We start from the raw sequence: 24,378 nt of genomic DNA, 5'->3' as shown, positions 1-24,378 counted from the left end.
TTGATTTTTTTCTCCGCCTGTCGAGCTCGGTAACGCCGCAGGTCACAGGCTTGGCTCAAGCCGGCGAGGAGGGCCGGAGAGGCGGGCGGGACTTCGGAAAGTGTGCCGCTATTGCGACACGCGAAATCAAGCGTTGGTTGAGTTTCGGCACCTGACGGGCAATAAAGTCAAGCTCGGGTTGATTCTCTGCTCCCGTCTGCCTGGTGAGCCCACTCTGCGGCGCCTTCGGGCGTGCCGCCGCAGCAAAACGCAAGCGCTGCTTGAGTTTTGCGTTAGGGTCTGGATCGCCTGAGTATCAAGGGAGGTCCTGTGACTGCTGATCCACCAGAACGCCGACGGCCCCGGGTCGTGCCTGACGCCGCGTCGGGCGAGGCGGGATTCGATGACATCCTGCAGGTCCTCGGAGAGCAACTCGGCGAAGCCGCCCAGAGCACCGACCCCCGCAGCCGCCGGAAGCTCAAGAACGTTTCCTTCGAGTACGAGCCCGACCACACGGCTGTCCACGACATGGCCGGCGACGCCGGCTACAGCCTGGCATCCAACTGGTTCACCCAGCTCCTGGCCCAGCTTGCCGTGGCCAACTCCATCACGAAGTCCCAGCTGTGCGTCTTCCTCTGGGTAGCCGGAGGCCAGGAACGCGGTACGGGCATCGCGCGGTACACCCAGCAGGAGATCACTGACGGACTCAACGAGGTCGCCAGGAAGAAGGGCGGGAAGCGCATCACCCGCTCCACCGTCAACCGCGCCATCCGCGCCCTGGTCGGCTACAAATGGGTCGAGCAGCTCGGCAACGGAATGATCCAGCTGAATGTCCGTCTGTGGTTCCACGGCAACAGCAACGCCCAGCACACCGTCCTGGAGAAGCTCGCCGTCCAGCACGACCACGACCCCGAGGCCTTCCCCCACGGCATCGGCCCCGACGTCCACCAGGAAGAGCTGGACCTCGACCTCACCACGGGCCCGCATTATGGAACAGGAAGGCGGACAGGGTGATACCGAACCACGAACTGCCTGCTCGGCCTGCACGAGGAAGGGATACCGATGGCTGAGGTCATGTCACCGGTCGTGTCCGAACGCATCTGGGCCCTGCCTGTCTCCGGGGCCACGGTCAAGTTCCTGCAGTACCTGCTCTACCGCAGCGATTTCGGCGGTCACCTCCCCATCCGGCAGAAGGACATGGCCACCGAATACGGGGTCACCCCGCAGGCGATCAGCAACCTCATCGCCCCCCTGTGCGAGCTGAACATCGTCCTGCGCCCGAAGAACGAGGACGGCAGCCGCGGCAAGGGCAACTCCTACCGCCTGCACCCCCTGGCCGCGAAGTACCCCGACAGTCAGGACATGGAGGCCGCCTTCCGGGCCGCCATCACCAGCATCAAGGCCGGCGACCTGCCCAACCTCAAGTTGCCCGCCTACCGCGCGGTCCCGCCCCCAGGGAACGGCCGGCCCAACCTCCAGGTCGCCTGACCGCCAAAAGTAAGGGCCCCGCCGATGATTCGGTGGGGCCCTTACGCCTGAGTAAAAGGTGGTGACTGCACTATACCCGGCCGTCTCGCCGCCAGCGCGCTGGAGCTGCTCCGTCAGAGCGGATGCCGCAGACCTTGGGGGCCGAGCGCCGCGCGCAGTCTCCGTGCGGATGTCGGCTCTTTCAGCGTGGGCGCCAGGGCCGCGTCCAGGCAGTCCCCTCAAGGGTTTTACCGCGGTAAAGCCCGTGACGGACCCTCAGCATCACCTTTCTAACGTGTCGGTGCAGACTATGATCTTCAACGTTAGTAAGGTGCCTGCCATGAGTTCTCCAGCCACCTCGAGCGACCGCGAGAAGGTCGTGTCCAAGCTGCCGGGATGGCTCCGGCAGGCCCTGAAGGTAAGAGCCGCGCAGCACGGCATCGACATCCAGACCGCTGTGGAACAGGGCATCGACGCCTGGGTCGCCCTGGCCTCCACTCCTGGGGCCGTCGATACCGCCGGCGCCGACTCCTTCGCCACGTTCCTCCGGCCGGGCCAGTGGAGCCTCTTCCGGGAAACTGCCGGCGACCGCCGGGTTTCCCTCATCCAAGGGCTCGCTCAGTCCGTCCAGCTGTGGCTGGAGATGAATCCGGCTCCCACCATTGAGCGCCCCAAGCACCCGCGGCGGCGCATCGTGTGCAACCAGAAGGGCGGGGTGGGCAAGACCGCTGTCACCGCCGGCCTGGGTGAAGCGCTCGCAGAGGACCCCGAGGCCCTGCATCCGGTGCGGATCTCCAAGCACTTCGCGGGCAGTCTCGCCGGAGAGGAACGCGAGGAGGACCCGCTGGAGATCGAGGAGCTCCCGGGGCTCGGGCGCCGCACTCTGCTCGTGGACTTCGATCCGCAGCGGCATCTGACCAAGCAGCTGGGCAAAGACGAGATCCCCATGGACACGGAGATCGACAGCCTCAGCAAGCACATGACGGGTCAGGCCAAGGGCGACATCCGCGACCTCGTCGTCCCCATCGACGACGCCCGGTACGGCGGGCGCCTGGACTTGCTGCCCGGCTGCCAGGACGGCTTCCTGCTCGATGTCGCCTTGTCGCAGGTCCGTTTCCGGGAGGCCGCTCTGGAGCGTGCGCTCGCACCGATCGAGCCTCTCTACGACGAGATCATCGTGGACTGCCCTCCCAGTCTCGGACTCAGCATGGACGCCGCGATCTACTACGGGCGTCGCCGTGAGGACGAGGCCACGGGCAACTCCGGTCCGCTCATCGTGGTGCAGGCCGAGGACAGCAGCGCGGACGCGTACGACCTGCTGGTCAACCAGATCGAGGATCTCCGGGCCGACATGGGTGTGGAGATCGACTACCTCGGCATCGTGGTCAACCTCTACGACCCGCGTCGCGGTTTCATCGCGACGTCCTCGCTGAAGGCGTGGATGGACATAAAGGACCCGAAGGTCGTCGCCGTCATCGGTGACCTGACCGACCAGCGCAAGGCGGTCAGGGTGAAGCAGCCCCTGCTGTCCTTCGCTCCGCGCGGGGAGCAGGCCGTCACCATGCGTGCGCTCGCCCGGGAGGTGTCATGAGCGGCCGTGTAGCCGACCAGCTGGGAACCGGTCTGTCCTTCAGCAGGGCACAGGGAGGCGTGAGCGCGCGCCGACAGGCTGTTGCCGCGGTCACGGGCGCTCCCACCACCGGCGCCCCGGACAGCCGTCTTCGTACCCTGCCGTTGGAGCAGCTGGTCCCGACGCGGTTCAACCCGCGGCGCCGGTTCGACGACACCGAGCTCCTGGAGTTCGGCCAGAAGCTGCAGAAGAAGCAGCTGCAGCCTGCTGTGGCCGTCACGAGGGAGGCGTACCTGGCCCTGTGGGCGGGTGAGGAGGAGCGCGTTGGCCGTGCCAAGTACGTCATCGCCAACGGTGAGCGCCGCTACCGCGCTTCGCTTGCCGCGGGGTTGTCGACGCTAGAAGTCGTCATCGACGACGAAGTCGCCGCGTCCCGGGCGACGTTCCTGGACGCGGTGCTCTCGGAGAACAACGACCGTGAGGACCTCGATCCCATAGAGCGGGCTCTCGGCATCCAGACGATGGTCGAGCAGCTCGGCGGCAAGTCGAAGGTCGCCGAGTACTACGGAAAGGCCCCTGGCTGGGTCACCCAGCAGATGTACCTCCTGCAGCTGGTGCCCGAACTGCAGAAGCTCGTCAGCACGGGTGAGCTTCCGGTACGGGAGACCCGGACGATCGCGCAGCTGCCTGCCGATCAGCAGGTGGCCGCGTGGCAGGCCCGAGTCACGGAACGCGAAGCGGAGAAGGCACAGCCCCGGCAGCCTCGGAGCAGGAGGAAGCCGGCCTCGGAGGCCAAGGAGGCCGGTCACGATGCCGGTGACGGAACCACGGCGCGTTTTACCGCGGTAAAACCCAGCCGGGACCATGCAGAGTCCTCTCCCTCCGGACCGGGCTTTACCGCGGTAAAACCCGAAGCCCGCCAGGACGACTCATCCTCCGGCGCCACGCCCTCTGCCGTACCTGTCCAGCGACACGACCTGGCCGCCGGCGCACGGGACTCAGCAGACCACGGGGACGGCCAGCCGCGGAGGTTGCCGTACGACGACCCGATGTACGTGGCCATGCATCTGGAGCTGAAGATGGAGCCCGCGGACTTCCAGGAGGCCACGCGGGTGATGGCGGCGAAGTGCTGGGACAAGGCGGGCGTGGAACCGGCCATGGACCTGTTGAAGGAAATGCTGGCGACGGCAGAGAACCGGGACCCCGGCGCGCTGCGCGAGCTGATCAAGCGGTTCACGGCGGACGCCGCGACGTCCTGATCCCAGGTCCTCCTCACGCCGCACTGCGCTGGGCATGTCCTGAAACGCACAACCGCCCGTGCTCCCCAGCAACACGTGGGAGAGCACGGGCATGTGCCGTGTCAGTCGTACGTGTCGGGCCGCCCGGCCCGAGGAGGCCGAATCGCGGTCGGAAGCAGGCACTCCGGCCGCTGGATCGGCGCCCTTCTCGCTTGCAGGCCCAGCCGTGGTGGAGTCCACCGTCCTTGAAGCAGTTCGCCCGCAAGAGGTGCGGCGCGCCTCCAGCTCTCTGCGGGGGGCCATGCGGCTGCCCGCCAAGGTGGGCGGGTGCTCAGGTGTGCGTCAGCTGGCTTGCTTCTGCTCCCGCAGTTCGTGAACGGTGGCGGTGAGGGTGCCGTCCTGCTGTTCGTAGTGGGAGAGGGCGAGGCCGAGGCCGAAGAAGGTGGGTGCCCATTCGCCGACGAAGATGCCCCAGCGGTCGGCGCGGGCGAGGCCGCCGACGGGTTCGGCTTTGAGGCTGGTCATCCAGGTGGCGATGGAGAGGCCGATGGAGGCCAGGCCTGCCATATAGGCGTGTTCGCTGCGTATGCCCATGTCGTGCATTTTCTTGATGACCATGGTGTGCCTCCTGTGGCATGTGGGGGTTGTGGCACCTCTCACACCATCTGACCCATTCGCACCGTTCGCGTCAAATCAGGTGTGTCAATCCTTGTCGGGCCTGGTGCTGCTCCGGGTTGCACCGGAGGTCTCCCATGCCCCGGGGGGATACCCCCCTTTTCGATCCTGGGGCGCTCCGGATCGCGTCTCGTTGAGGCGCGAACCTAGCGTTCAGCCATGGTTCTGACTCTGCGAAAGCATTTCGCCATCGCTGTCGGTGTCGCTGCGCTGCTCGCCACCGGGGTGGCCCCCGCCGTTGCCCAGCCCGCCGGTCCCTCCTTGGTGGAGCAGTTGCGCCGGGACACCGAGGCGATCCGGGCCCTCGGCATCAGCGGTGTGCAGGCCCGCGTGATCGGGCCCGACGGCAGGCAGTCGGTCGCCACCAGCGGCACCGCCGACCTGGACACCGGCCGCCCGGTCTCCGCCAACGGCCACTTCCGCATGGCCAGCACCTCCAAGACACTGGTCGCCACCGTGATCCTCCAGCTGGAGGCCGAGGGCAGGCTGTCCCTGGACGACACCGTCGAGCAGTGGCTGCCCGCAGTGGTGCGGGGCAACGGCAACGACGGCAGCCGCATCACCCTCCGCCACCTGCTCCAGCACACCAGCGGCATCCACGACGACCTGCCCGGATACACCACGCCGCAGGAGTACTACCAGCAGCGTCACCGCGTCTACGACCCCCGGCAGCTGGTCGACCGCGCCATGGCCCACGAGCCGGACTTCGCGCCCGGCGAGGGCTGGGCGTACTCCAACACCGGTTACGTCCTGCTCGGCATGACCATCCAGAAGGTCACCGGCCGACCCGCCCACGAAGAGATCGAGCACCGCATCGTGCGTCAGCTGGGCCTCGACCGGACCCGGTGGATGGGCACCTCGCCCACCCTGCCCCGGCCGCACGCCCGCGCCTACCAGTTCTTCGGCCCCGGTGCCCGGGTGGACGTCACCGAGCAGATACCGGTGGACCACGAGATCCTTTCGTGGGTCACGACCACACGGGACGAGAACCGCTTCTTCCGCGCGCTGCTCGACGGCCACCTGCTGCCGGCAGGGCAGCTGGCCAGGATGAAGCAGACCGTCCCCGTGAACGCGAAGACCCAACAGATGTGGCCCGGCGGCCGTTACGGACTCGGCCTGGTCGAACGCCCCCTGAGCTGCGGAGGAACCTACTGGAGCCATGAGGGCGGGGACGGCGGCTACGTCACCCTCAACGGTGTCACCGACGACGGCGGGCGAAGCGCCGTGGTCTCCATGTCCGAGGCACGCGGCGACACCCTGGAGCACATCCTGGACCAGGAGAACGCGGCCAGCGCCCTGATCGACCACGCCCTGTGCGCCACAGGCCCCGACACGCCGTGAGCGGGGGGCGTCATCAAGTTTTTTGTTCCGAGGTTCAGAGGCTCAGGACGGCGTCGGAACCACCCGTTTGCCGTAGGGGTGCCGACTGCCGTGCCGGGTCACGCAACCCTCCGTCTCATACGGCTACTTCCGCAGGTGGCGGACGTGGGAGCGGTTGTCGGTCGACGTCTCGTGCACGGTCGGTGACGACTGTTACGGACCAGTAGCGGGCCCGCCCTGGATGGCGCGGGGACGGGTGGGGAGGCAGCTTCGTTGCTTGACAGCAGCGGTTGCCCGCGAGGCCGGGATCTGTGCCCGTGCGGCGGAGTCGGCCGCGCCGATCCTCTCTGCAGTGGAGACACGAATGACGAAGAAAACCGCCTGTGCGCTTGCCGCACTGGCTGCTCTGGCGCCCGCTGTGGCGCTCGCCCCGGCGGCGGCGGCCGGTGACACCTCCGGCCACGACAAGCACGACAAGGCCATCACGCTGCACGCGACGCTGAACCCGTTCAAGGTCAACAAGGTGACCGGGTCGGGCACCGCCATGGTGCACCTGGAGGGCAACAAGGCCCACGTGACGGTCAAGCACAGCGGCCTGCTGGCCGGCGCCCCGCACGCCCAGCACTTCCACATCGGTGCCAAGGGCGTGTGCCCGCCGGAAACGGTCGCCAAGAAGCGCAACGGCAACGTCTTCCTCAACACCACCGACGGCGCCCCCTTCTACGGTGGCATCGGCACCTCGCTGACCACCACCGGCGACACCAGCCCCGCTTCCGGGCTGGCCGTGGACCGCTTCCCCGTCGGGGACAAGGTCCACTACGAGCGCACCATCCACCTCAGCGACGAGGCGGCCATGAGCCTGCGCGAGGGAACCGGCGTCGTCGTCGTCCACGGCATCGACTACAACGGCAACGGCAAGTACGACAACGTCCTCGGCCCCAGCGACCTCGACCCCAAGCTGCCGTCGGAGGCCACCAACCCCGCGCTGTGCGGGGCGCTGAAGACGGCCGCCAAGGGCGCCGTGCACGGCGGCCAGGGCGGAACCCAGACTTCCGTGAACACCGCCGCTGCCGCCGGCGGCGCCGCGCTCCTCGCCGGAGCCGTGGCCGCGTACGGGCTGCGCCGCCGCAGCGCCCACCAGGGCTGACCCGGCCGGCATGGGGGTCCGCCGCTTCAGTGGCCGCCGCGGTGTCTGCACCGCGGCGGCCACCGCATGCGCCACCGCGGGGCTGGGCCTGCTGGCCGTCGCGTTCCTGCCCTCCCAGCAGCCGCCACCGGCCCCACCGTCGTCAGCCCGTGCACACGTCCAGCTGCCCGCGGCCACCCCCGGCCGCGGGGCTCCCGTGCTGCCCGCCTCCGAGCCGGTCCGGATCACGGCCAAGCGCATCGGCCTGGCCGCACCCGTGGAGGCGGTCGGTACCGCGAAGGACGGCTCCGTGGCCCTGCCGGCCGACCCCGACCGGGCCGGCTGGCACACCGGATCCGTCACCCCGGGGGAACGAGGCAACGCCGTCCTGGCCGCGCACCTGGATTCCACCAGCGGGCCCGCCGCCTTCTACGGACTGGGCGCCCTGCGCGCAGGCGACCGCATCACGGTCGAGCGCGAAGACGGCCGCGACGCGCACTTCACCGTCACCGCGCTGCACGTCTACGCCAAAAGCTCCCTGCCGTCCGAAACGGTCTACGGCCCGACCCCCCACCCGCAGCTGACGCTCCTCACCTGCGCCGACTGGGACGAAGCAGCCAAGGAGTACCGGGCCAACCTGGTCATCACCGCCCACCCGGCGAGGTAGAGCGAGGCCGCTTCCGCAGAAGAGGCCTCCGGCCCCGGCTCCGTGAGACGGCACGAAGCCCAGGGACCGAAGGGCAGGGTCTGGCACTCTTCGGTCCCTGCCCTTCGGTCCCTGGCAAAAGCGCAGGTCAGACGGCTCTTGTCGGTGGGGACAGGGACTGGAGTGACTCAACTTCCCTGTTATAAGCCTTTAGCGCGTACGCGCGTATGTGCGCGCGTACATATAGTCAGCCTTATATACATAGCTAGCTCATAATGGCGACTTTGAGTCCCTTCAGTCCCTTGCGGAGCCCTCATTTGGCCTCTGACCTGCGAAAACATGGAGGGACTGAAGCGAGGGACCAAAGGGGCGGAGGGAGGGTCTGGTCCCTCGCCTCAGTCCCGGTCCCTGCCCCCGGGCGCCGGACAGGCCTCCGCCGCAGGAGATCCGGCCGGGATCCGGACCGGTTCTCGGTCGAGTCCGGCTCAGGGGAGACTCAAGGTGCGGTAGGGACCGAGGGACTGATGAACCGCCACGCGGGAAAGCTGCTGCGCCTGTGCCGAGCCCGGGACCTAGACTCTCTTCCGAAATACAGTCCCTACAGTCCCTCTCGGCAGAAGGACAGACACGTGCCCGGCCCCGGTGTGACGAGCAAGTCCGCAGCCCCAGCGGGGTCTGCCACGCCCCACGCCGTGGCCCGCTGGTGCGCGGAGCAGGGCTGGCCCGTCCACCCCCTCGCACCCGGCCGCAAGACTCCCGTCGCCAACTGCCCCCGGTGCAGGGACCGCCGCCACCCGCCCGCGGGCTGCGCCTGCCGGTCCGCCGGCCGCCCCTGCCACGGGTTCCACGCCGCGACCACCGACCTGGCCCAGATCGACAGCTGGTGGTCGCACACCCCGGCGCGGGGCGTCGGCATCGCCTGCGGGGGAGCGGACCTGATCGTCATCGACATCGACGCGCACCGCGCGCCGGTCCCCGACCGCAACCGCCTGCTTCCCGGCATCCCCATCCACGACTCGGTGAACCTGCGGGGACTTGCGTCCGGCTTCGACACCCTCGCGCTCCTCGCCGCACTGCGCGGGCAGCCGAGCCCGGCCGAGGACGCCGGCACCCTGCGCGTCCGCACGCCCTCCGGCGGCCTGCACGTCTGGTACCGCAACCCGTACCCGGCCACCCGGTTCCGCTGCTCGACCGGGTCCAGCACCAAGGTCGCGCTGGCCTGGCAGGTCGACGTACGGGCCGACGGCGGCTACATCGTGGCCCCCACCACCCGCACCGCCCAGGGCACCTACCGGCCCGAGGGGCCGGCGCGGCTGCCCGCCCCCCTGCCGGAATGGCTCGGCGTGGAACTCGTACGGACCGGGCACGTCATCCAGCCGCCCGCGCCCGCCCGTCCCCGCCCTGCCGTGCCCCGTCGCCGCAGCCCCGGGCCCTCTTCCGCAGGCGGGCGGCGCGTCCTCGACCCGCTGCTGGCGGACGTCGCCGGGTGCGCCGCCGTGCCCGAGGGAGCCGCCTTCACCGAGAAGCTCAACAAGGCCGCCTACACGGCCGGCGGGCTCGCCGCCGCCGGGCACCTCGACGAGGACACCGCACGCGCCCTGCTGCGCGAGGCCGCCGACACCGCGCGTCCCCGGCAGAGCGCCCGCAACGAACGCATCATCGACGACGCCATCGCCGCAGGGTCCGCCCGCCCGCTCCACCTCGAAGGACGTTCATGAGCAGCGCCGAAAGACCGCGCTTCGACGCCAGCGCCGCCGCTCAGCAGATGCTGGACCTCGACCAGGCAGAGCCCGGGCCGTCGGCCGTGCTGCCCGTCCAGGCGCTCTCCTCGCCGGTCGTCACGCCGTCCTGGGCGCGTGCGGCGCCGCTGCCGACCACCCTGAGCGACCGCGGCAACGCCAAACTGTTCGTCAGGCTCTACCGCGACCAGTTCCGCCACGTCGAAGGCCTGGGCTGGTTCTCCTGGGACGGCTACCGCTGGAAACGCACCGGCGGCGAGAAGGCGGCCCTGTGGGCGGCGGGGGAGATGGCCGAGGAGATGCCGGACAGCGACCCGCGAGGACTGTTCAGCGACCGCGAGCTGTCCCGGCACAAGCGACGCACCCTGTCCACCACCGGCATGAAGGCCCTGCTCACCCAGGCGAAGGCCTCACCGGACCTCTCCGTGGACCCCGACACCCTCGACGGCGACCCCTACGCGCTGTGCACTCCGGCCGGAGTCGTCGACCTGCACACCGGCCTGCTGCGCAAGCCGGACCCCACCCGGGACTTCCACTCCCGGGCCACCAGCGTCGCCCCGCAACGATGCGAGACACCGCGCTGGCACCGCTTCCTCAGCGACACCTTCGGCGACGACGCCGAGGGCCAGGAGATGATCGACTTCCTGCATCTGCTGCTGGGGTACTCCATCACCGGCGACGTCGGCGCCCAGGTCCTGCCGTTCCTCCACGGCCACGGCAAGAACGGCAAGAGCGTCCTGCTCGACACCATGATCCAGATCCTCGGGGACTACGCGGACGCCGCCCCGCCCGGCTTCCTCATGGACCGCGGCGCGTTCTCCGAGCACTCCACCGAACTCACCGAGCTGCACGGCCGCCGCCTCATCGTGTGCAGCGAACTGAAGCCCAACGACAAGTTCGACGAGGCCCGCGTGCGGCTGCTGACCGGCGGCGACAAGATCAAGGCCCGCCGGATGCGGCAGGACTACTTCTCCTTCACGCCCACCCACCACCTGTGGCTGCTGGGCAACCACCGGCCCGAAGTCACCACCGGCGGCTTCGCGTTCTGGCGCCGCATCCGCCTGCTGCCCTTCGAACGCACGGTCCCCGACCACCGCAAGATCGACAACCTGGCCTTCGAACTCGTCCGCGACGAAGGCCCCGGCATCCTCCAGTGGCTCATCGACGGAGCCCGCCGCTACCTCACCACCCGTGACAACCTCGAAGGCCCCGACCGGGTACGCATCGCGACCACCGCCTACGCCAACACCGAGGACCACATCGGCCGGTTCCTCACCGAATGCTGCACCCGCGACCTCGAGTCCCAGCCCGACCTGCGCGTCGAACAGGGCCTGCTCTACACCGCGTACGCCGCCTGGTGCAGCGCGGGCGAAGGCATCCGCCCCGCCGGGGCCCGCGCCTTCGCCACCCGGGTGAGGCAGGAGGTCGGGCTCGCCTCACCCGCCGACATGATCAAATCCAACGGCCGCAAGTACTACCCGGGTCTCGCCCTGCTGGACAGCCACTCATGAACCACCTGACCAGACGCCCCCTGCTCCCGTCCTTCGGCCACCGGGGCCCCTGGCCCGCTCCGGCGCCCCTACCCACCCGCCACCGCCCGGCCTACCATGAAGTCGCGTCGCCAGGCCCCGTAGCAGCCGGCACACGACACCACGAGGCGGACCACCGTCCGGCCCGGCACACAGAGGAGGGGCAGCAGCCATGAGCTCGCTACTGACCGAGGGCGATCTCACCCACGAGGCGCACGTGGTGTGGCTGGAAGACCCGGAGAACCTCGACTACGTCCGCCAGGCCCTCGACAAGACCCCACGGCGCCGCAACAAGCCCCGCTACGCCCGTGACGGCCGCATGGTCGGCTACGCCGAACTCGACGACCACGCCGAAGCCGACCCCGACAGCGGCCTGTACCGGCGCCGGGTGTTCTTCCTGCTGCCGCACGACCGCGACACCCAGCCCGAGGGCCTGTACCAGGAGGGCGCCCCGGGGGAGGCCGTCGACCCGCGCACCGTCGACGTCAAGAAGGTCGGCGAGAAGACCCCGCGTTCCCAGCGCGGCCCGGCCGCCGCGGCAGGCACCCGGCTCTGACCCCGGGCAGGCGAGGCGCGCGGCGCATCCAGCCTTGCTGCAGGGCGACTTGAGACGCACTGGGCCGTACCGGCGGCCCACGACGGCGAACCGGAACGTCCTGCATCAGTTCTCGGTCGCTGTGGCCGAGCCCTTCGGCAGGGGCAGCGACCGGGGGACAGCGACGGACCACGGCCTGCGTCGCTGGCAACGCGCGCGACAAACCCGCAGGCCAGAGCCGGTGTAACCGGGGCGGCAGCGACTGAAGCTACCCACGGTTCGGGTATATGAAGACATGGGCATGCGCGCGTGCGCGTCATATATAGCGACCTTCAGTCGCTTCAGTCGCTTTTCCGGTCCCGTACGCGCCTTCACCTGCGCTGTTGACGACGACCGAGGGCGGGCCGGCCACCGGTCCCGGTCGCTGGCCGTTTCCCGCCCGAGTCGCTGCCATCCCGCCGCAACGAATGTTTGTTGCCCATCAGTCACTGTGGTGCACTCAGGCTTCGCTACTCTGTGTCGGTCGCTCAGTCGCTTCAGTCGCTGATGGGGGGTGCGCATGGCCTCTGAGCTGCGGGGCTCACTCAACTGCTCACGGACACTCGCGCCTGCCGCGCGGACGTCCTCGGGAGGCTGTTGATGTCCTCCGACGAGCAGGCGCTGTTCCGTTTCGACGCCAAGGCGGTTGCCGCACAGATCCTCGCCCAGCCCGTCACCGTGCCCGCCCCCCGGCAGGCCCGCAGCGCGACACAGGCCCCGGCCGACGGGCTCCTGCCGGACACGCTCAGCGACCGTGGCAACGCCAAGCTGTTCGTGAAGTTCTACTCCAACGACTACCGGCACGTCCCCGGCCTCGGCTGGTTCCGCTGGGACGGCACCCGCTGGCAGATCGACGAGGACGAGACCGTGCTGTGGGCGGCCGGCGACCTGGCGGAGTCCATCGCCACCACCGACCCGCGCGGCGTGCACAGCGCCGGCGCGCTCCAGCAGCACCGCCGCCGCGCCCTGAGCACCAGCGGCATGAACGCGATGCTCGCCCAGGCGAAGTCCGCGCCGGGCATGGTCCTCAACGCCTCCCAGCTGGACGCCGACCCGTACGCGCTGTGCACCCCGGGCGGCGTCGTCGACCTGCGCACCGGACTGCTCCGCAGACCCGACCCCAACAAGGACTTCCACGCCCGCTCCACCACCGTGGCCCCCCAGCAGATGCCCACGCCCCGCTGGGACCGGTTCCTCACCGACACCTTCGGCGACGGGCCCGAGGGTGCCCAGATGATCGAGTTCCTGCATCTGCTGCTGGGGTACTCCATCACCGGCGACGTCGGAGCGCAGGTCCTGCCCTTCCTGTTCGGCTCCGGCAAGAACGGCAAGTCCGTACTCCTGGACGTGGTGATGAAACTGGTCGGCGACTACGCGGACGCGGCCCCGCCCGGCTTCCTGATGGCCCGCCCCTATGAGGGCCACCCCACCGACCTCGCCGAACTGCACGGCCGGCGCGTCATCGTGTGCAACGAGGTCAAGCCCGGCGACCGCTTCGACGAGGCCCGGGTGAAACTGCTGACCGGCGGCGACCGGATCAAGGCCCGCCGGATGCGGCAGGACTTCTTCAGCTTCCAGCCCACCCACAAGCTCTGGCTGCTCGGCAACCACCGGCCCGAGGTCGGCACCGGCGGCTTCGCCTTCTGGCGGCGCATGCGGCTCATCCCGTTCGAGCGGGTGGTACCCGACGGCCACAAGATCGACAACCTGGCGGACATCCTCGTCAACGAGGAGGGCCCCGGCATCCTCAACTGGCTCATCACGGGCGCCCGCCGCTACCTGGCGGGGGAGAAGGACCTCACCGGGCCGGAGCGGGTGCGGATCGCCACGAACGCCTATGCCGAAACCGAGGACTACACCGGGCGGTTCCTGAGCGAGTGCTGCCGGACAGAGCCTGGTTCGAGAGCGGAACAGGCCCGTCTCTACGCGGCTTATAAGACGTGGTGTCAGAATGAAGGAGCCCCGGCCGTGTCGTCCCGGGCGTTCGCGGCACGCGTACGCGAGGTGGTGGGGCTGGCATCGCCCAAGGACATGATCCTGTCCAACCAGCGCAAGTACTACCCGGGCATCGGACTGGTCGCCGACGAGGAGACAGCATGAGTGCCCTCATCGCAGAGGACGAAATCGTCCACGAGGTCGACTTCGTCTGGCTCGAGGACGTCAGCAAGCTGGACTACGTGCGCCAGAGCCTGGACCGGCTGCCGACCCGACGAGGCAGGCCCGCCTACCACCGCGACGGCCGCATGGTCGGCTACGCGCTGCTGGGACCGGACGCCAAACCCTCCCGCTCCTCCGGCACCTTCCGCCGGCGGGTCTTCTGGCTGCTCCCGCACGACCGCGACAGCGCCCCCGACGGCCTGTACGCCACCGGCGCGCCCGCCGAGGCCGTGGACCCGCGCACGCTGGAGCCGGGCAGCAAGGGCCGCAAGACGGAACGCTCCGAGGGCGGGCCGCCCTCGTCGACGATGCGGGAAACGGGCGTCACGCTCCCGCTGTGACCACGGGCCCCCTTGCGGGGCGGCGCCCGCGCTACAGGCCCGTACCGCCGGACGCGTCGATGCACTGGCCCGTCACCCAACGCGAGTCGTCGGAGGCGAGGAAGGCCACCACGTCCGCGATGTCCTTCGGCTCTCCCATGCGCCGGAACACCGAGAGCGCGGCGTGGGCCGCCTCGGCTTCCGGTGTGGCCCAGCGCTGCTTGTTCAGTTCCGTCCTGACGAAGCCCGGCGTCACCGAGTTGACCGTGATCTGCCGGGACCCCAGCTCCTTGGCGAGCGTGCGGGTGAGGGCATCGAGCGCGCTCTTGGCCATGGTGTAGGCGAGGGCCGAGGTGAAGGCCACGCGGGTGGCCGCAGAACTGATGTTGACGATACGGCCCCCCTCCCGCAGCCGCGGCAGCCCCTGCTGCACGAGGAACAGCGGCGCCCTGGCGAGTACGGCCATGAGCCGGTCGAAGTCCTGCGGTGTCACAGTCGCCACGCCGCCCCGGACGTTGAAACCCGCGTTGTTGACCAGGATGTCCAGCGCCACCGGCTCGCCGAGTTCCTTCAGGCCGCGGTCGAACCCCTCGTACAGCGTCCTGGCGTCGTCGTGCACGCCGAGCAGGGCGTGCACGGTGAAGGCGCGGCCGCCTTCCTCGGCGATCATCGCCACGGTCTTCTGGGCGGCCTCCTCGTCGCTGCCGTAGTGCACGGCGACGAGCGCGCCGTCCGCGGCGAGACGACGGGCGATGGCCCGGCCTATTCCCCGCCCCGCGCCGGTGACCAGCGCTGTTCTGCCCTCGAGACTCCCCACTGTTTCCTCCCCTGTCCCTGGCGCACCGTAGGCACCGGTCCCGGGCAGGCAAGCTAACCGGTAAGAACCGTGCGGGACAGGACTTTGCAGCTTCTTCTCGGGACGCCGATGCGGACCGGAGGGCCCCCGGGGGCCCCATTGAAGAAACCGGGCACCCGGTTTAATATTTTGGCCCGGCTGTGAAAGGTTCACAGCTTCACCACAGTGCTGTCACGTCCTTTCGCTCATCCAGCGCCGCACGCGCCAGTCCGTGCGGCTCGACGTCAGGCGGTCCCGATGGTCTTGCGGCATCTGCAACTGATTGCGGTCAACATCGACGGGGTTCTGCTCAACGACACTTTCAGTCCCGTCATCCACCGGTTCGTGGTCCGCCGCGGGGGCGTCTACACCGCGGAGCTGGAGCGCGCGGTGCTCTCCCAGCCCCAGCTGCGGGCCGCCGCGGCGCTGGGCGGGCCCGGCACCCCCGAAGAGGTGCTGCGGGACTACTTCCGCGAGCGGGCGCAGTACCTCACGGAGTGTCCGGTGCGCGTGCTCGACGGTGCCGGCGCGCTGCTCGAGCGGCTCCGTGCCACCGGGGCGGCCCTGGTGTGCTACGGCGGTCTGGGGCGCAGCCACTTCGACCGTCACCTGCCCCACCTCTCCAAGTACTTCGACGGGCCCCGGTACGTGTGCACCGACTCCTTCCGGCCCGGCGTCCGGGAGATCGCCGAGGACGTCTTCGGCGTCCGCTGCGACCAGGCGCTGTTCATCGACGACGTGGCGCGGGTGGCCGAGACCGCGCAGGCCCTGGGGGCGGCGTTCATCGGGCATCCGTCCGCCTACGAGCACAGCTTCCAGCGGCAGCTGATGCGGGAGGCCGGGGTGCGGCACATCGTCGGCTCCCTCGACGACATCGACGAGCGGCTGCTGGAGCGCCTCGATGCCGAAGCCGCCGCGGGGCGCCTGTGGCCGTGGCCGGCCACGGCGCCGGCCGGCCGGCGCGAGCTGGTCACCGCACACGCCTGACGGCTACCGGCGGGGACCGGCGCTGCGGGATGATGTCCGCCCCGTCCGGGCCGGTGCCACCGGGCCAGGGGTCCCTGCGGGGGCCCCTTCGGCGGCAGGAACGGTGGGGGCGGGCAGCCTGGTGCGCGCCCTCCGGCCCCTCGGGAAACGGGCGAATATGCCTCATGGGGGCTGGTGAATGGCTCGCTCTGACGCTTAAGGTACCTCCTAGTCGGTTTTTTTATGATGAGTTCCGTGCCTGCGCAGCGCGGCTGGACTGAAGGGGAGGTCGCATGGCCCAACAAGAGCGAGCGGTCAGGACTCGCCACGCTGTGATAGAGGCAGCCGCCAGGGTTTTCGCCGAGCACGGGTACATGGCGGCGACGGTCGCGGACATCCTCAAGATCGCCGGGGTGACCAAGGGCGCGCTCTACTTCCACTTCGACTCCAAGGAAGCACTGGCCAAGGGCGTGCTGGAGGAGCAGACCACCCGTCGGCCGCCCCCGCAGGAGATCAAGCTGCAGGAGCTGGTGGACGTCGCCATGTCGGTGGCGCACCGGCTGAGGTACGACCCCGTCCTGCGGGCCGGTGCCCGGCTCTCCGCGGACCCCATCGGCCGTGACCACTACGGCAGTGCCTGGTCGCAGTGGGTGGGGCTGCTGACGGACATCCTCACCGAGGCCCAGCAGCGCGGGGAGACGCTGTCGCACGTGGTCCCCCGCGAGATCGCCGAGATGGTGGTCGGCGCCTTCAACGGGGTGCAGATGTACGCGCAGTTGGAGACCAACCTGCAGGATGTCGAGCACCGCGTGTCCTTGCTGCTGAAGAGCCTGTTGCCCTCCATCGCCTCGCCCGGGGTCCTGCTGCGCCTGGACGTGGCCGCCGACCGCGGGGCCCGCCTGGTCGCCGAGGAGGAGGACTTGGTGTCCGCGGGGGTCTGAGCCGGCGCTTCCACAGACCCGGTGGTCTGGGAAGCGCGGCAGCGCCCCACCTTTCCGGTGAGGCCGAGTCGCGGCGGAGCCGGGTCATGCGCTCCGGCCGAGCGGCCCCCGGCGATGCCGGGTTCCGGTCACCTGCCACGCCCGCCCTTCACGGGTCCTTCGACCGAGGGCGGGTTCTGTCTGTGCCGGGCTGCCACCACGCCAGTGCGCTTCAGTCGCTGGGCGACATCACTGGTCACAGGACCTGTGGGGCATGCTCAGCGACTGAAGCGACTCAAAGGGCGGCACAGGTGAAACAGACGGATCCGCCCTCAGCACGTCTCCGGTGCGACGGTCATGACCGAGCTGAAGACCACGGTGCCGTCCTGATGGCCGGTCACGAGCAGGCGCTCCGGCTGCGACGCCTCCGCCGTCAGAGCGCACACCTTGATCATGCAGGGGGAGTCCAGTTCCGCGTACCGGGTGAACTCGCTCGTCATGCCGATCGGCAGGCAGGCGCGCCCCAGGAACGCGGCCGCGGCCTGGCGGGCGGCTTCCATCAGGACCATGCCCGGCACGTGGTCGACGGGGTGGTCGAAGAGCACGGGGTGCCGGGTGTCCACTCTCAGCTGCCAGCAGTCCGGCTCCGCAGCGGGGGACAGGACCACGTCGGTGGGCGAGGTGCGGCCGACGTCCTGCGGCGCGATCGGGCTCGTCAGGGGCAGCGGCGCGGGAACGCCGTCGCCGATCCGGGCGGCCCGCAGGCGCCGGTAGACGGTCGGTGAGGTGCAGTTGAAGGTCGCGGCCCCGGTCGCGGCCACCTGGCCGTCACGGCGGATCACGACGGTCAGGTGAAGCCCCGAAATGCTGTTGCCCCGGCGCTTGATGTCCGTGCAGGCGACCTCGATCTCGGGTGCGGCCGGCGTGGTCTCGATGAAGAGGCACTCCGGTCTGACGTCGACGCTGAGGTCCCACATCAGGAACTGGTGGCCGAGCGGGACGGCGAATTCGGCGTGGGCCAGCAGGAGACCGGTCTGACGGATTGTTTCGGCCACCAGAAGTGGGTCATGATATCCGTCGATGGTGGCGAAGAATCCATGTCGACGGGGCCATTGGGCGGCCACCGTGAAGTGGCTGTCGTCCCTGCGCGTCCAGCCGGTCAGCATGACCTCGGCGACGCTGGCGCGGTGGACGAACTCCTTGGGAACAGTGGTGGTCAGGGACGGTTGGTGCAGCACCACGGGGTGCACCGGCCCCGTGGCACCGCGCCACGTGTCGTGAGTGCCGGAGATCGCGCGTTCGAGGTGGAACGTGCTCGCAGACATGTCTGGCCCCCTCAGCTGACGTTGACCTGAAATGAGCGGTTCCCTCAGGCAGGGAAGATACATACCATCCGGTTTACTTTCCAGAGGAACGAGGCGCTCCACTTCCACGACTTTCGGACTGATCGATTCCGTCTCGAAGCCCGATTGAGCCTCACAAGGGCCTTTGGCCGTCTTCGTCATGTGCGAGGACCCTGGGACATCCGGGGCGAGCAGTCGCTTTCACCGCTCGTCGGGCCTTTCGCTCCGTCCCCCGGCTGCTCCCGCAGCGGCATCCCGGCGGCTCTCAAGCGAGTCCTCACCGCCTCTCAAGTCCCGCGATCGACCATGGCCAGTACAGTGCAAGGAGGGACGAACGGGATGGAGAGTGCAGAAACCGTGCTCCGTGTGGAACGCGGCCGGGCCGGTGAGGAGGAACTGGCCGCTCTCACGGCGGTGCTGCTCGCTCTGCGGGCGTCGGACCAGAGGGAGCGGGCGTCGGACCAGAGGGAGCGGGCGTCGGACCAGGGGGAGCCCGAGCCGGAAGCGACGCTCGGGTGGAACTGGTGGACGTCACTGAAAAGCTATGCGCCGCCCACCAGTTGGCGGTGAGCCGACTGTGGCCCGCAGCAGCCTTCCGGCGCAGAGACGAAACGTATCAGATGGTTTGACCATGTTCTCCGTGGAACCGGGGCGGGATCTTCTCGGACCTGTCCCAGGAAGAGACCAGAGATGACGATGACGACTGCCCTCGCACCCATCGAGCCGATCGACATACGCGGTCATGTGGCGGAACTGCACAAAATCCGTGAGCAGGCGCTGACCGGTCCCGGCGAGCAGGCGACCGCGGCGCAGCACGCCAAGGGCAAGCTGACCGCGCGGGAGCGCATCGAACTGCTCCTGGACCCGGGCTCCTTCCGGGAGGTCGAGCAGCTGCGCCGGCACCGGGCGACCGGCTTCGGCATGGAGCTGAAGAAGCCGTACACGGACGGTGTGATCACCGGCTGGGGGACGGTGGAGGGCCGTACGGTCTTCGTGTACGCGCACGACTTCCGGATCTTCGGTGGCGCGCTGGGCGAGGCCCACGCCGCGAAGATCCACAAGATCATGGACATGGCCATCGCCACCGGGGCTCCTCTGGTCTCCCTCAACGACGGCGCCGGGGCCCGTATCCAGGAGGGTGTCTCCGCCCTCGCCGGCTACGGCGGCATCTTCCAGCGCAACACCAAGGCCTCCGGGGTCATCCCGCAGATCTCGGTGATGCTCGGCCCGTGCGCGGGCGGCGCGGCCTACAGCCCCGCCCTGACGGACTTCGTGTTCATGGTCCGCGACACCTCGCAGATGTTCATCACCGGCCCCGACGTGGTCAAGGCGGTGACGGGGGAGGAGATCACGCAGAACGGCCTGGGCGGCGCCGACGTCCACGCGGAGACCTCGGGCGTGTGCCACTTCGCCTACGACGACGAGGAGACCTGCCTCGCCGAGGTGCGCTACCTGCTCTCCCTGCTCCCGCAGAACAACCGGGAGGCCGCGCCGAGGGTGCGCACCGGCGACCCTGTCGAGCGGAGTTCACAGGTGCTGCTGGACCTGGTGCCGGCGGACGGCAACCGGCCGTACGACATGGCGAAGGTGATCGAGGAGATCGTCGACGACGGCGAGTACATGGAGGTCCACGAGCGCTGGGCGCGGAACATCATCTGCGCGCTGGGCCGGCTCGACGGGCAGACGGTCGGCATCGTCGCCAACCAGCCCCAGACCCTCGCGGGCGTCCTCGACATCGAGGCCAGCGAAAAGGCCGCCCGTTTCGTGCAGTTCTGCGACTCCTTCAACATCCCGATCATCACGCTGCTGGACGTCCCGGGTTTCCTGCCGGGCGTCGACCAGGAGCACGGCGGCATCATCCGGCACGGCGCGAAGCTGCTCTACGCGTACTGCAACGCGACCGTGCCGCGCATCTCGCTGATCCTGCGCAAGGCGTACGGCGGTGCCTACATCGTCATGGACTCCCAGTCCATCGGTGCGGACCTGACCTACGCCTGGCCGACGAACGAGATCGCCGTGATGGGCGCCGAGGGCGCGGCCAACGTCATCTTCCGTCGTCAGATCGCCGAGGCCGAGGATCCCGAGGCCATGCGGCAGAAGCTGGTCAAGGAGTACAAGGCCGAGCTCATGCACCCGTACTACGCGGCCGAGCGTGGCCTGGTGGACGACGTGATCGAGCCGGACGGGACCCGCGAGGTCCTCATCCGCTCGCTGGCCATGCTCCGCAGCAAGCACGCCGGCCTGCCGTCCCGCAAGCACGGCAATCCGCCGCAGTAGCGGTACGTTCCCAGGGACCGGGGATGTCGGTACGGCGCCGGCCTTCGACGTCCCGTTCCTCAGGAGACAGGACATGGTGAAACAGGAGCGAGCGGCCCGTACCCGGCACGCACTGATCCAATCAGCGGCCGCGGTGTTCGCCGAGGAGGGCTTCGCCATGGCGTCGCTGAGCACCATCAGCCGGCGGGCCGGCGTCAGCAACGGGGCGCTGCACTTCCACTTCGCCAACAAGAGCGCGCTCGCCGACGCGGTCGAGGCGGAGGCCGCCGAGATCGTCCACCGGATCACCGAGGCGGCGCAGATCCGGCAGGGTGACTCGCTGCAGGCGGTGGTGGACGCCACGCACGAGCTGATGGGCTCGCTCGCCCACGACATCGTGGTCCGCGGCGGGTTCCGGCTCGCCGGCGACAGTGCGCGCCGGGGGCGGCGCACCCTGCGGGCGCAGTGGCGGCACTGGGTCGAGGACACCCTCCGCAGGGCCGAGCGCAACGGCGCGCTGGCGGAGGGGGTGTCCTGGGCGGACAGCGCCCGTGTCATCGTCGCCGCGACCACCGGCTTCGAGGTCCTCGGCGGCGATGACGCCTCCTGGCTGTCCCGGCAGAACGTCACCCGCTTCTGGGAGGTGGTCCTGCCGCGGCTCGCCGGCCGGCAGGACCTGGGCCGGCTGGTGACCGCCGGATCGCGAACGCGCGCGGCAGCCTCCTGCCGGGAGCGGTCCTCCCTCCAGACGCGCTCCGAGCAGTAGCGGACTTGACGGTCTGTTTTGCGCTCGAAGTTCGTTAGTGCGCCCCTGTTTGCCTGCCAAGGATCACTCGAATCTCGCCGCAGACCGCCTGGAGGCCCCCTGGACGGATGACGTATCCGCAGGTCAGCGCGCATCTCTTCTTGAGATCCCCTCGCAAAATACAGGGCGTGCGGTTTGGTATTGACATACCATCCGCGCTGTTTTTAGTCTTGTCCAGGCGCCGGACGGGCATCAGGTGACGCCACGTTGACCGGAGCACTCGGGCACAAGACAGGGGAGATCGCGTGGACATCGAGGTACTCGGCGCACTGGCCGTACAGGAGAACGGAATCTCCATCACGCCGACGGCTCCCAAGCCGCGTCAGGTGCTGGCCCTGCTGGCGCTGCACGCCGACCGGGTGGTGCCCGTCTCCGCACTCATCGACGAACTCTGGGGCGCCACCCCGCCGCGCAGCGCCCGCACCACCCTCCAGACGTACGTCCTCCAGTTGCGCGAACTCATCGCCGTGGCGCTGGAGAAGGGCGAGGGGGAGCAAGCGATGGGGGAGAGCGGCCGGCGCACCGCCAAGGACGTGCTGGTGACGATGCCCAGCGGCTACATGCTGGTGAGCGGCGGCGGCCAGAGCGACGTCCGTACGTTCGAGCGCCTGGCGGGCACGGGATACCGGGCCATGGACGCGGGCGACTTCCCCGGCGCCGCGCGGCAGTTGCGGGAGGCGCTGGCCCTGTGGTCCGGCACCGCCCTCGCGGACGTGCAGGCGGGGGCGCAGCTCGAAATGGAGATCAGGCGGCTGGAGGAGAACCGGCTGTGCGCGCTCGACCAGCGCATCGAGGCCGACCTCAGGCTGGGGCGCCACCGTGAACTGCTGGCCGAACTCACGGTCCTGGTGAACCGTTACCGCACGCACGAGAACCTGCACGGCCAGTTCATGCTGGCGCTGTACCGCTCCGGGCGGCGCGGCGAGGCCCTGGAGGTCTACCAGCGGCTGCGTGCCACGCTCGTGCGGGACCTCGGCCTGGAGCCGTCCGCAGGGCTCCAGCGCCTCCAGAGGTCCATCCTCATGTCCCACCCCGAGACGGTGGCCGTGGCGCCCCACGCCGCCAGGGAGCGGCTTGTTCCGACCAGTTGAGTACCCCCTCAAGGGGGCGGCGCGGCCACCAGGGCCGCCGTAGCCCCCGCAACACGGGCGGCCCGGTGCCGGGAGCGGCGGCATCGGGCCGCCCGCTGCTTTCCCCCCTCACCGTCCCGCGGATTCGCACGGCCCCCCTTCCGCATTCGCCTGCACGGGGCAACAGAATTGCGGTGGAATTCCGATGGACCGGGTCGAGCCGCCGTCCACGCATTCCTGAATGGCTCATTCCGCATGCCTGGTTCCCAGTTGAAACGCCCTCAAGTCCCGGTCGAGAAAAATGGGGTGTGGGGTTATTCACGCTAGTGTGCTCCCGGCGACGAAATTCAGCCACGAGAGGAACGACGAGTACGGAGGAAAGCAGTGAAGATTCAGGTTCTAGGTCCGTTGAGTGCCGAGGTCAACGGGGGATCACTCGTCCCGACGGCCGGTAAGCCGCGGCAGATTCTCTCCCTGCTCGCCCTCTACCCCGGACGGGTGATGCCGGTCCCCACGCTCATGGAGGAGATCTGGGGAACCGAGCCGCCGCAGAGCGCGCTCACCACGTTGCAGACCTACATCCTCCAGCTCCGTCGGCACCTGGGCACCGCGATGGGACCCGACGCCCCCGGCAGGGCCAAGGAGGTGCTCGCCACACGGCACGGGGGGTACCTGCTCCAGATACCGCCCGAGAGCGTCGACGTGCACGAGTACGAGCGCCTCGTCGCGGAAGGGCGGTCGGCCTTCGAAGCCGGGGACGACGAGACCTCGGCGGACCGTTTCCGCAAGGCACTGGACCTGTGGCGCGGGCCCGCACTGGTCGACGTACGGGTCGGCCCGGTCCTCCAGATCGAGGTCATGCGCCTGGAGGAGAGCCGGCTCGGCACCGTCGAGCGGCGCATCGACGCCGACCTGCGGCTCGGCCGGCACTCCGAACTCCTCGCGGAGCTCGCCGAGCTGACGGCGCGGTACCCGCAGCACGAGGGGCTGCACTCGCAGGCCATGGTGGCGCTGTACCGGTCGGGACGGCAGGCGTCGGCCCTGGCCGTCTACCGCAAGCTGCGCATCCGGCTGATCGAGGAACTGGGCGTCGAGCCGTCGCCGCAGGTGCAGCGGCTGCACCAGGCCATGCTGTCGGTCGACCCGCAGCTCGACGTCGTCTCCGGGTCGCGGCGCACCTCGACCTTCGACCTCTACGCCGCCTGAGGCCGACCGGAGCGGGGGCCGAGTCGTACTGAGACGTGATGCGCGAGACGCGCACGGCACCCTCGGGTGCCGTGCGCGAGGTGAAGCGGACAGGGTGACGGCACGGCTCGTCCGGGCGGACCACCGGGCGCGCGGGCCTGCGTCCCTCACCTTCTCCACCACGGACGGCCGGGCACGCCTTCACGGCCCGCCCGGTCGCCGGCCCGAACGCTCCGCCGCGGTCGCGGCCGTGGCGTCGAGAGGGCCGGAAGGCGGAGTTCGCCGCAATGCGTTGAATTCCACCGGAGAGAGGGCGGCGGGTCATCGACGGGTCTCACTGAGTAATGCGAGCAATGACGCCGGATGACCGCCCCTGCGGTCCGGTCCGTGAATCCACTCTGCGGAAACGGAACGGAAACGGAAATGTAAGCGGAAGGGACAATTCCTTAATTGGACGGCGAGAGCGGCCGTATCGGAACCGGGTGGGGAACAACTCGGTCTGATCGGGCGCCCGTAGACGCTTTGTGAGCCGCGCTCGCATGCGCGACGCCCCCTGTCCGGTGGGCGAATTCCAGGGGTCGTTGCAACACAGAGGTCAACTGGCTGTGTCCAGGAGCTTAGCGAGGCGCTCGGCTGGGGTTTCCCAGCCGAGCGTTTT

22 protein-coding genes are annotated in these 24,378 nt (G+C 69.4%); 19 read left to right on the top strand and 3 right to left on the bottom strand.

The genetic code is table 11. The annotated features are described in order from the left end of the window. The first annotated feature begins 348 nt into the window (after positions 1–348). The 4 genes from AB0M97_RS25255 (at position 349) to AB0M97_RS25240 (ending at position 4,275) form a co-directional block, all read left to right on the top strand. A complete protein-coding gene (locus AB0M97_RS25255; protein ID WP_365963261.1) occupies positions 349–993 on the top strand; it encodes a hypothetical protein in 645 nt (214 codons plus the stop codon). Positions 994–1,041: 48 nt separating this feature from the next. After that, positions 1,042–1,467 carry a hypothetical protein gene (locus AB0M97_RS25250; protein WP_365963260.1) on the top strand — a complete coding sequence of 142 codons (426 nt, stop codon included), beginning with the start codon at positions 1,042–1,044 and terminating at the stop codon, positions 1,465–1,467. Between the two features lie 319 nt (positions 1,468–1,786). After that, positions 1,787–3,037: a ParA family protein gene (locus tag AB0M97_RS25245; RefSeq protein ID WP_365963259.1), complete on the top strand. Its 1,251-nt coding sequence runs from the start codon at positions 1,787–1,789 to the stop codon at positions 3,035–3,037. A gap of 59 nt (positions 3,038–3,096) precedes the next feature. Further along, positions 3,097–4,275 carry a ParB/RepB/Spo0J family partition protein gene (locus AB0M97_RS25240; RefSeq protein WP_365963258.1) on the top strand — a complete coding sequence of 393 codons (1,179 nt, stop codon included), beginning with the start codon at positions 3,097–3,099 and terminating at the stop codon, positions 4,273–4,275. A 321-nt stretch (positions 4,276–4,596) separates the two neighbouring features. Here the strand turns inward: AB0M97_RS25240 and AB0M97_RS25235 are convergent, their stop codons facing one another. Continuing rightward, positions 4,597–4,872, bottom strand: a complete 276-nt coding sequence (locus AB0M97_RS25235; RefSeq protein ID WP_365963257.1) for a hypothetical protein — start codon at positions 4,870–4,872, stop codon at positions 4,597–4,599. Positions 4,873–5,088: 216 nt separating this feature from the next. Here AB0M97_RS25235 and AB0M97_RS25230 point away from each other — a divergent pair, with 216 nt between their 5' ends. The 8 genes from AB0M97_RS25230 (at position 5,089) to AB0M97_RS25195 (ending at position 14,361) form a co-directional block, all read left to right on the top strand. After that, positions 5,089–6,270 (top strand): serine hydrolase domain-containing protein, encoded by a 1,182-nt coding sequence (locus AB0M97_RS25230; protein WP_365963255.1) that lies wholly within the window; start codon positions 5,089–5,091, stop codon positions 6,268–6,270. Between the two features lie 343 nt (positions 6,271–6,613). Then, positions 6,614–7,396, top strand: a complete 783-nt coding sequence (locus AB0M97_RS25225) for a hypothetical protein (RefSeq protein WP_365963254.1) — start codon at positions 6,614–6,616, stop codon at positions 7,394–7,396. Between the two features lie 10 nt (positions 7,397–7,406). After that, complete coding sequence (locus AB0M97_RS25220; RefSeq protein ID WP_365963253.1) at positions 7,407–8,042, top strand: sortase; 636 nt, start codon at positions 7,407–7,409, stop codon at positions 8,040–8,042. Between the two features lie 671 nt (positions 8,043–8,713). Then, complete coding sequence (locus AB0M97_RS25215) at positions 8,714–9,739, top strand: bifunctional DNA primase/polymerase (RefSeq protein WP_365963252.1); 1,026 nt, start codon at positions 8,714–8,716, stop codon at positions 9,737–9,739. Beyond that, on the top strand, positions 9,736–11,271 hold the full coding sequence (locus AB0M97_RS25210; protein ID WP_365963251.1) for a phage/plasmid primase, P4 family: 1,536 nt from the start codon (positions 9,736–9,738) through the stop codon (positions 11,269–11,271). The genes AB0M97_RS25215 and AB0M97_RS25210 overlap by 4 nt, the downstream gene beginning before the upstream one ends. A 190-nt stretch (positions 11,272–11,461) precedes the next feature. Beyond that, complete coding sequence (locus AB0M97_RS25205; protein ID WP_365963250.1) at positions 11,462–11,845, top strand: DUF6009 family protein; 384 nt, start codon at positions 11,462–11,464, stop codon at positions 11,843–11,845. Positions 11,846–12,463: 618 nt separating this feature from the next. Beyond that, positions 12,464–13,963 (top strand): phage/plasmid primase, P4 family, encoded by a 1,500-nt coding sequence (locus AB0M97_RS25200; RefSeq protein ID WP_365963249.1) that lies wholly within the window; start codon positions 12,464–12,466, stop codon positions 13,961–13,963. Beyond that, the gene (locus AB0M97_RS25195; protein WP_365963248.1) at positions 13,960–14,361 is read left to right on the top strand and encodes a DUF6009 family protein; all 402 of its coding nucleotides are present in this window, start codon (positions 13,960–13,962) and stop codon (positions 14,359–14,361) included. Before AB0M97_RS25200 ends, AB0M97_RS25195 begins: the two co-directional genes overlap by 4 nt. Positions 14,362–14,392: 31 nt before the next feature. Here AB0M97_RS25195 and AB0M97_RS25190 read toward each other — a convergent pair whose 3' ends face one another. Continuing rightward, positions 14,393–15,157: an SDR family oxidoreductase gene (locus AB0M97_RS25190; protein ID WP_365963247.1), complete on the bottom strand. Its 765-nt coding sequence runs from the start codon at positions 15,155–15,157 to the stop codon at positions 14,393–14,395. A 276-nt stretch (positions 15,158–15,433) separates the two neighbouring features. On the opposite strand from AB0M97_RS25190, the gene AB0M97_RS25185 reads away from it, so the two are divergent. Together AB0M97_RS25185 and AB0M97_RS25180 are read left to right on the top strand one after the other, a co-directional pair. Beyond that, positions 15,434–16,162, top strand: a complete 729-nt coding sequence (locus AB0M97_RS25185; protein WP_365963246.1) for an HAD family phosphatase — start codon at positions 15,434–15,436, stop codon at positions 16,160–16,162. A 272-nt stretch (positions 16,163–16,434) separates the two neighbouring features. Beyond that, complete coding sequence (locus AB0M97_RS25180) at positions 16,435–17,082, top strand: ScbR family autoregulator-binding transcription factor (RefSeq protein WP_365963245.1); 648 nt, start codon at positions 16,435–16,437, stop codon at positions 17,080–17,082. 311 nt (positions 17,083–17,393) lie between these two features. Here the strand turns inward: AB0M97_RS25180 and AB0M97_RS25175 are convergent, their stop codons facing one another. Beyond that, positions 17,394–18,386, bottom strand: a complete 993-nt coding sequence (locus AB0M97_RS25175; protein WP_365963244.1) for a ScbA/BarX family gamma-butyrolactone biosynthesis protein — start codon at positions 18,384–18,386, stop codon at positions 17,394–17,396. 357 nt (positions 18,387–18,743) lie between these two features. Here AB0M97_RS25175 and AB0M97_RS25170 point away from each other — a divergent pair, with 357 nt between their 5' ends. From AB0M97_RS25170 to AB0M97_RS25150, 5 genes are all read left to right on the top strand, one after another. Next, positions 18,744–18,974 carry an acyl-CoA carboxylase epsilon subunit gene (locus AB0M97_RS25170; protein ID WP_365963243.1) on the top strand — a complete coding sequence of 77 codons (231 nt, stop codon included), beginning with the start codon at positions 18,744–18,746 and terminating at the stop codon, positions 18,972–18,974. 120 nt (positions 18,975–19,094) lie between these two features. Continuing rightward, positions 19,095–20,681: an acyl-CoA carboxylase subunit beta gene (locus tag AB0M97_RS25165; RefSeq protein ID WP_365963242.1), complete on the top strand. Its 1,587-nt coding sequence runs from the start codon at positions 19,095–19,097 to the stop codon at positions 20,679–20,681. A 73-nt stretch (positions 20,682–20,754) separates the two neighbouring features. Then, a complete protein-coding gene (locus tag AB0M97_RS25160) occupies positions 20,755–21,426 on the top strand; it encodes a ScbR family autoregulator-binding transcription factor (protein WP_365963241.1) in 672 nt (223 codons plus the stop codon). 284 nt (positions 21,427–21,710) lie between these two features. Beyond that, on the top strand, positions 21,711–22,556 hold the full coding sequence (locus tag AB0M97_RS25155; RefSeq protein WP_365963240.1) for an AfsR/SARP family transcriptional regulator: 846 nt from the start codon (positions 21,711–21,713) through the stop codon (positions 22,554–22,556). A gap of 363 nt (positions 22,557–22,919) precedes the next feature. Further along, the gene (locus tag AB0M97_RS25150) at positions 22,920–23,741 is read left to right on the top strand and encodes an AfsR/SARP family transcriptional regulator (RefSeq protein ID WP_365963239.1); all 822 of its coding nucleotides are present in this window, start codon (positions 22,920–22,922) and stop codon (positions 23,739–23,741) included. The last annotated feature ends 637 nt before the right edge of the window (positions 23,742–24,378 follow it).

Source organism: Streptomyces sp. NPDC051207 (assembly GCF_040682395.1).
Lineage (GTDB): Bacteria > Actinomycetota > Actinomycetes > Streptomycetales > Streptomycetaceae > Streptomyces.
The sequence above is the reverse complement of the archived record's forward strand: the minus strand, read 5'-3'. Positions and strand labels throughout refer to the sequence as shown.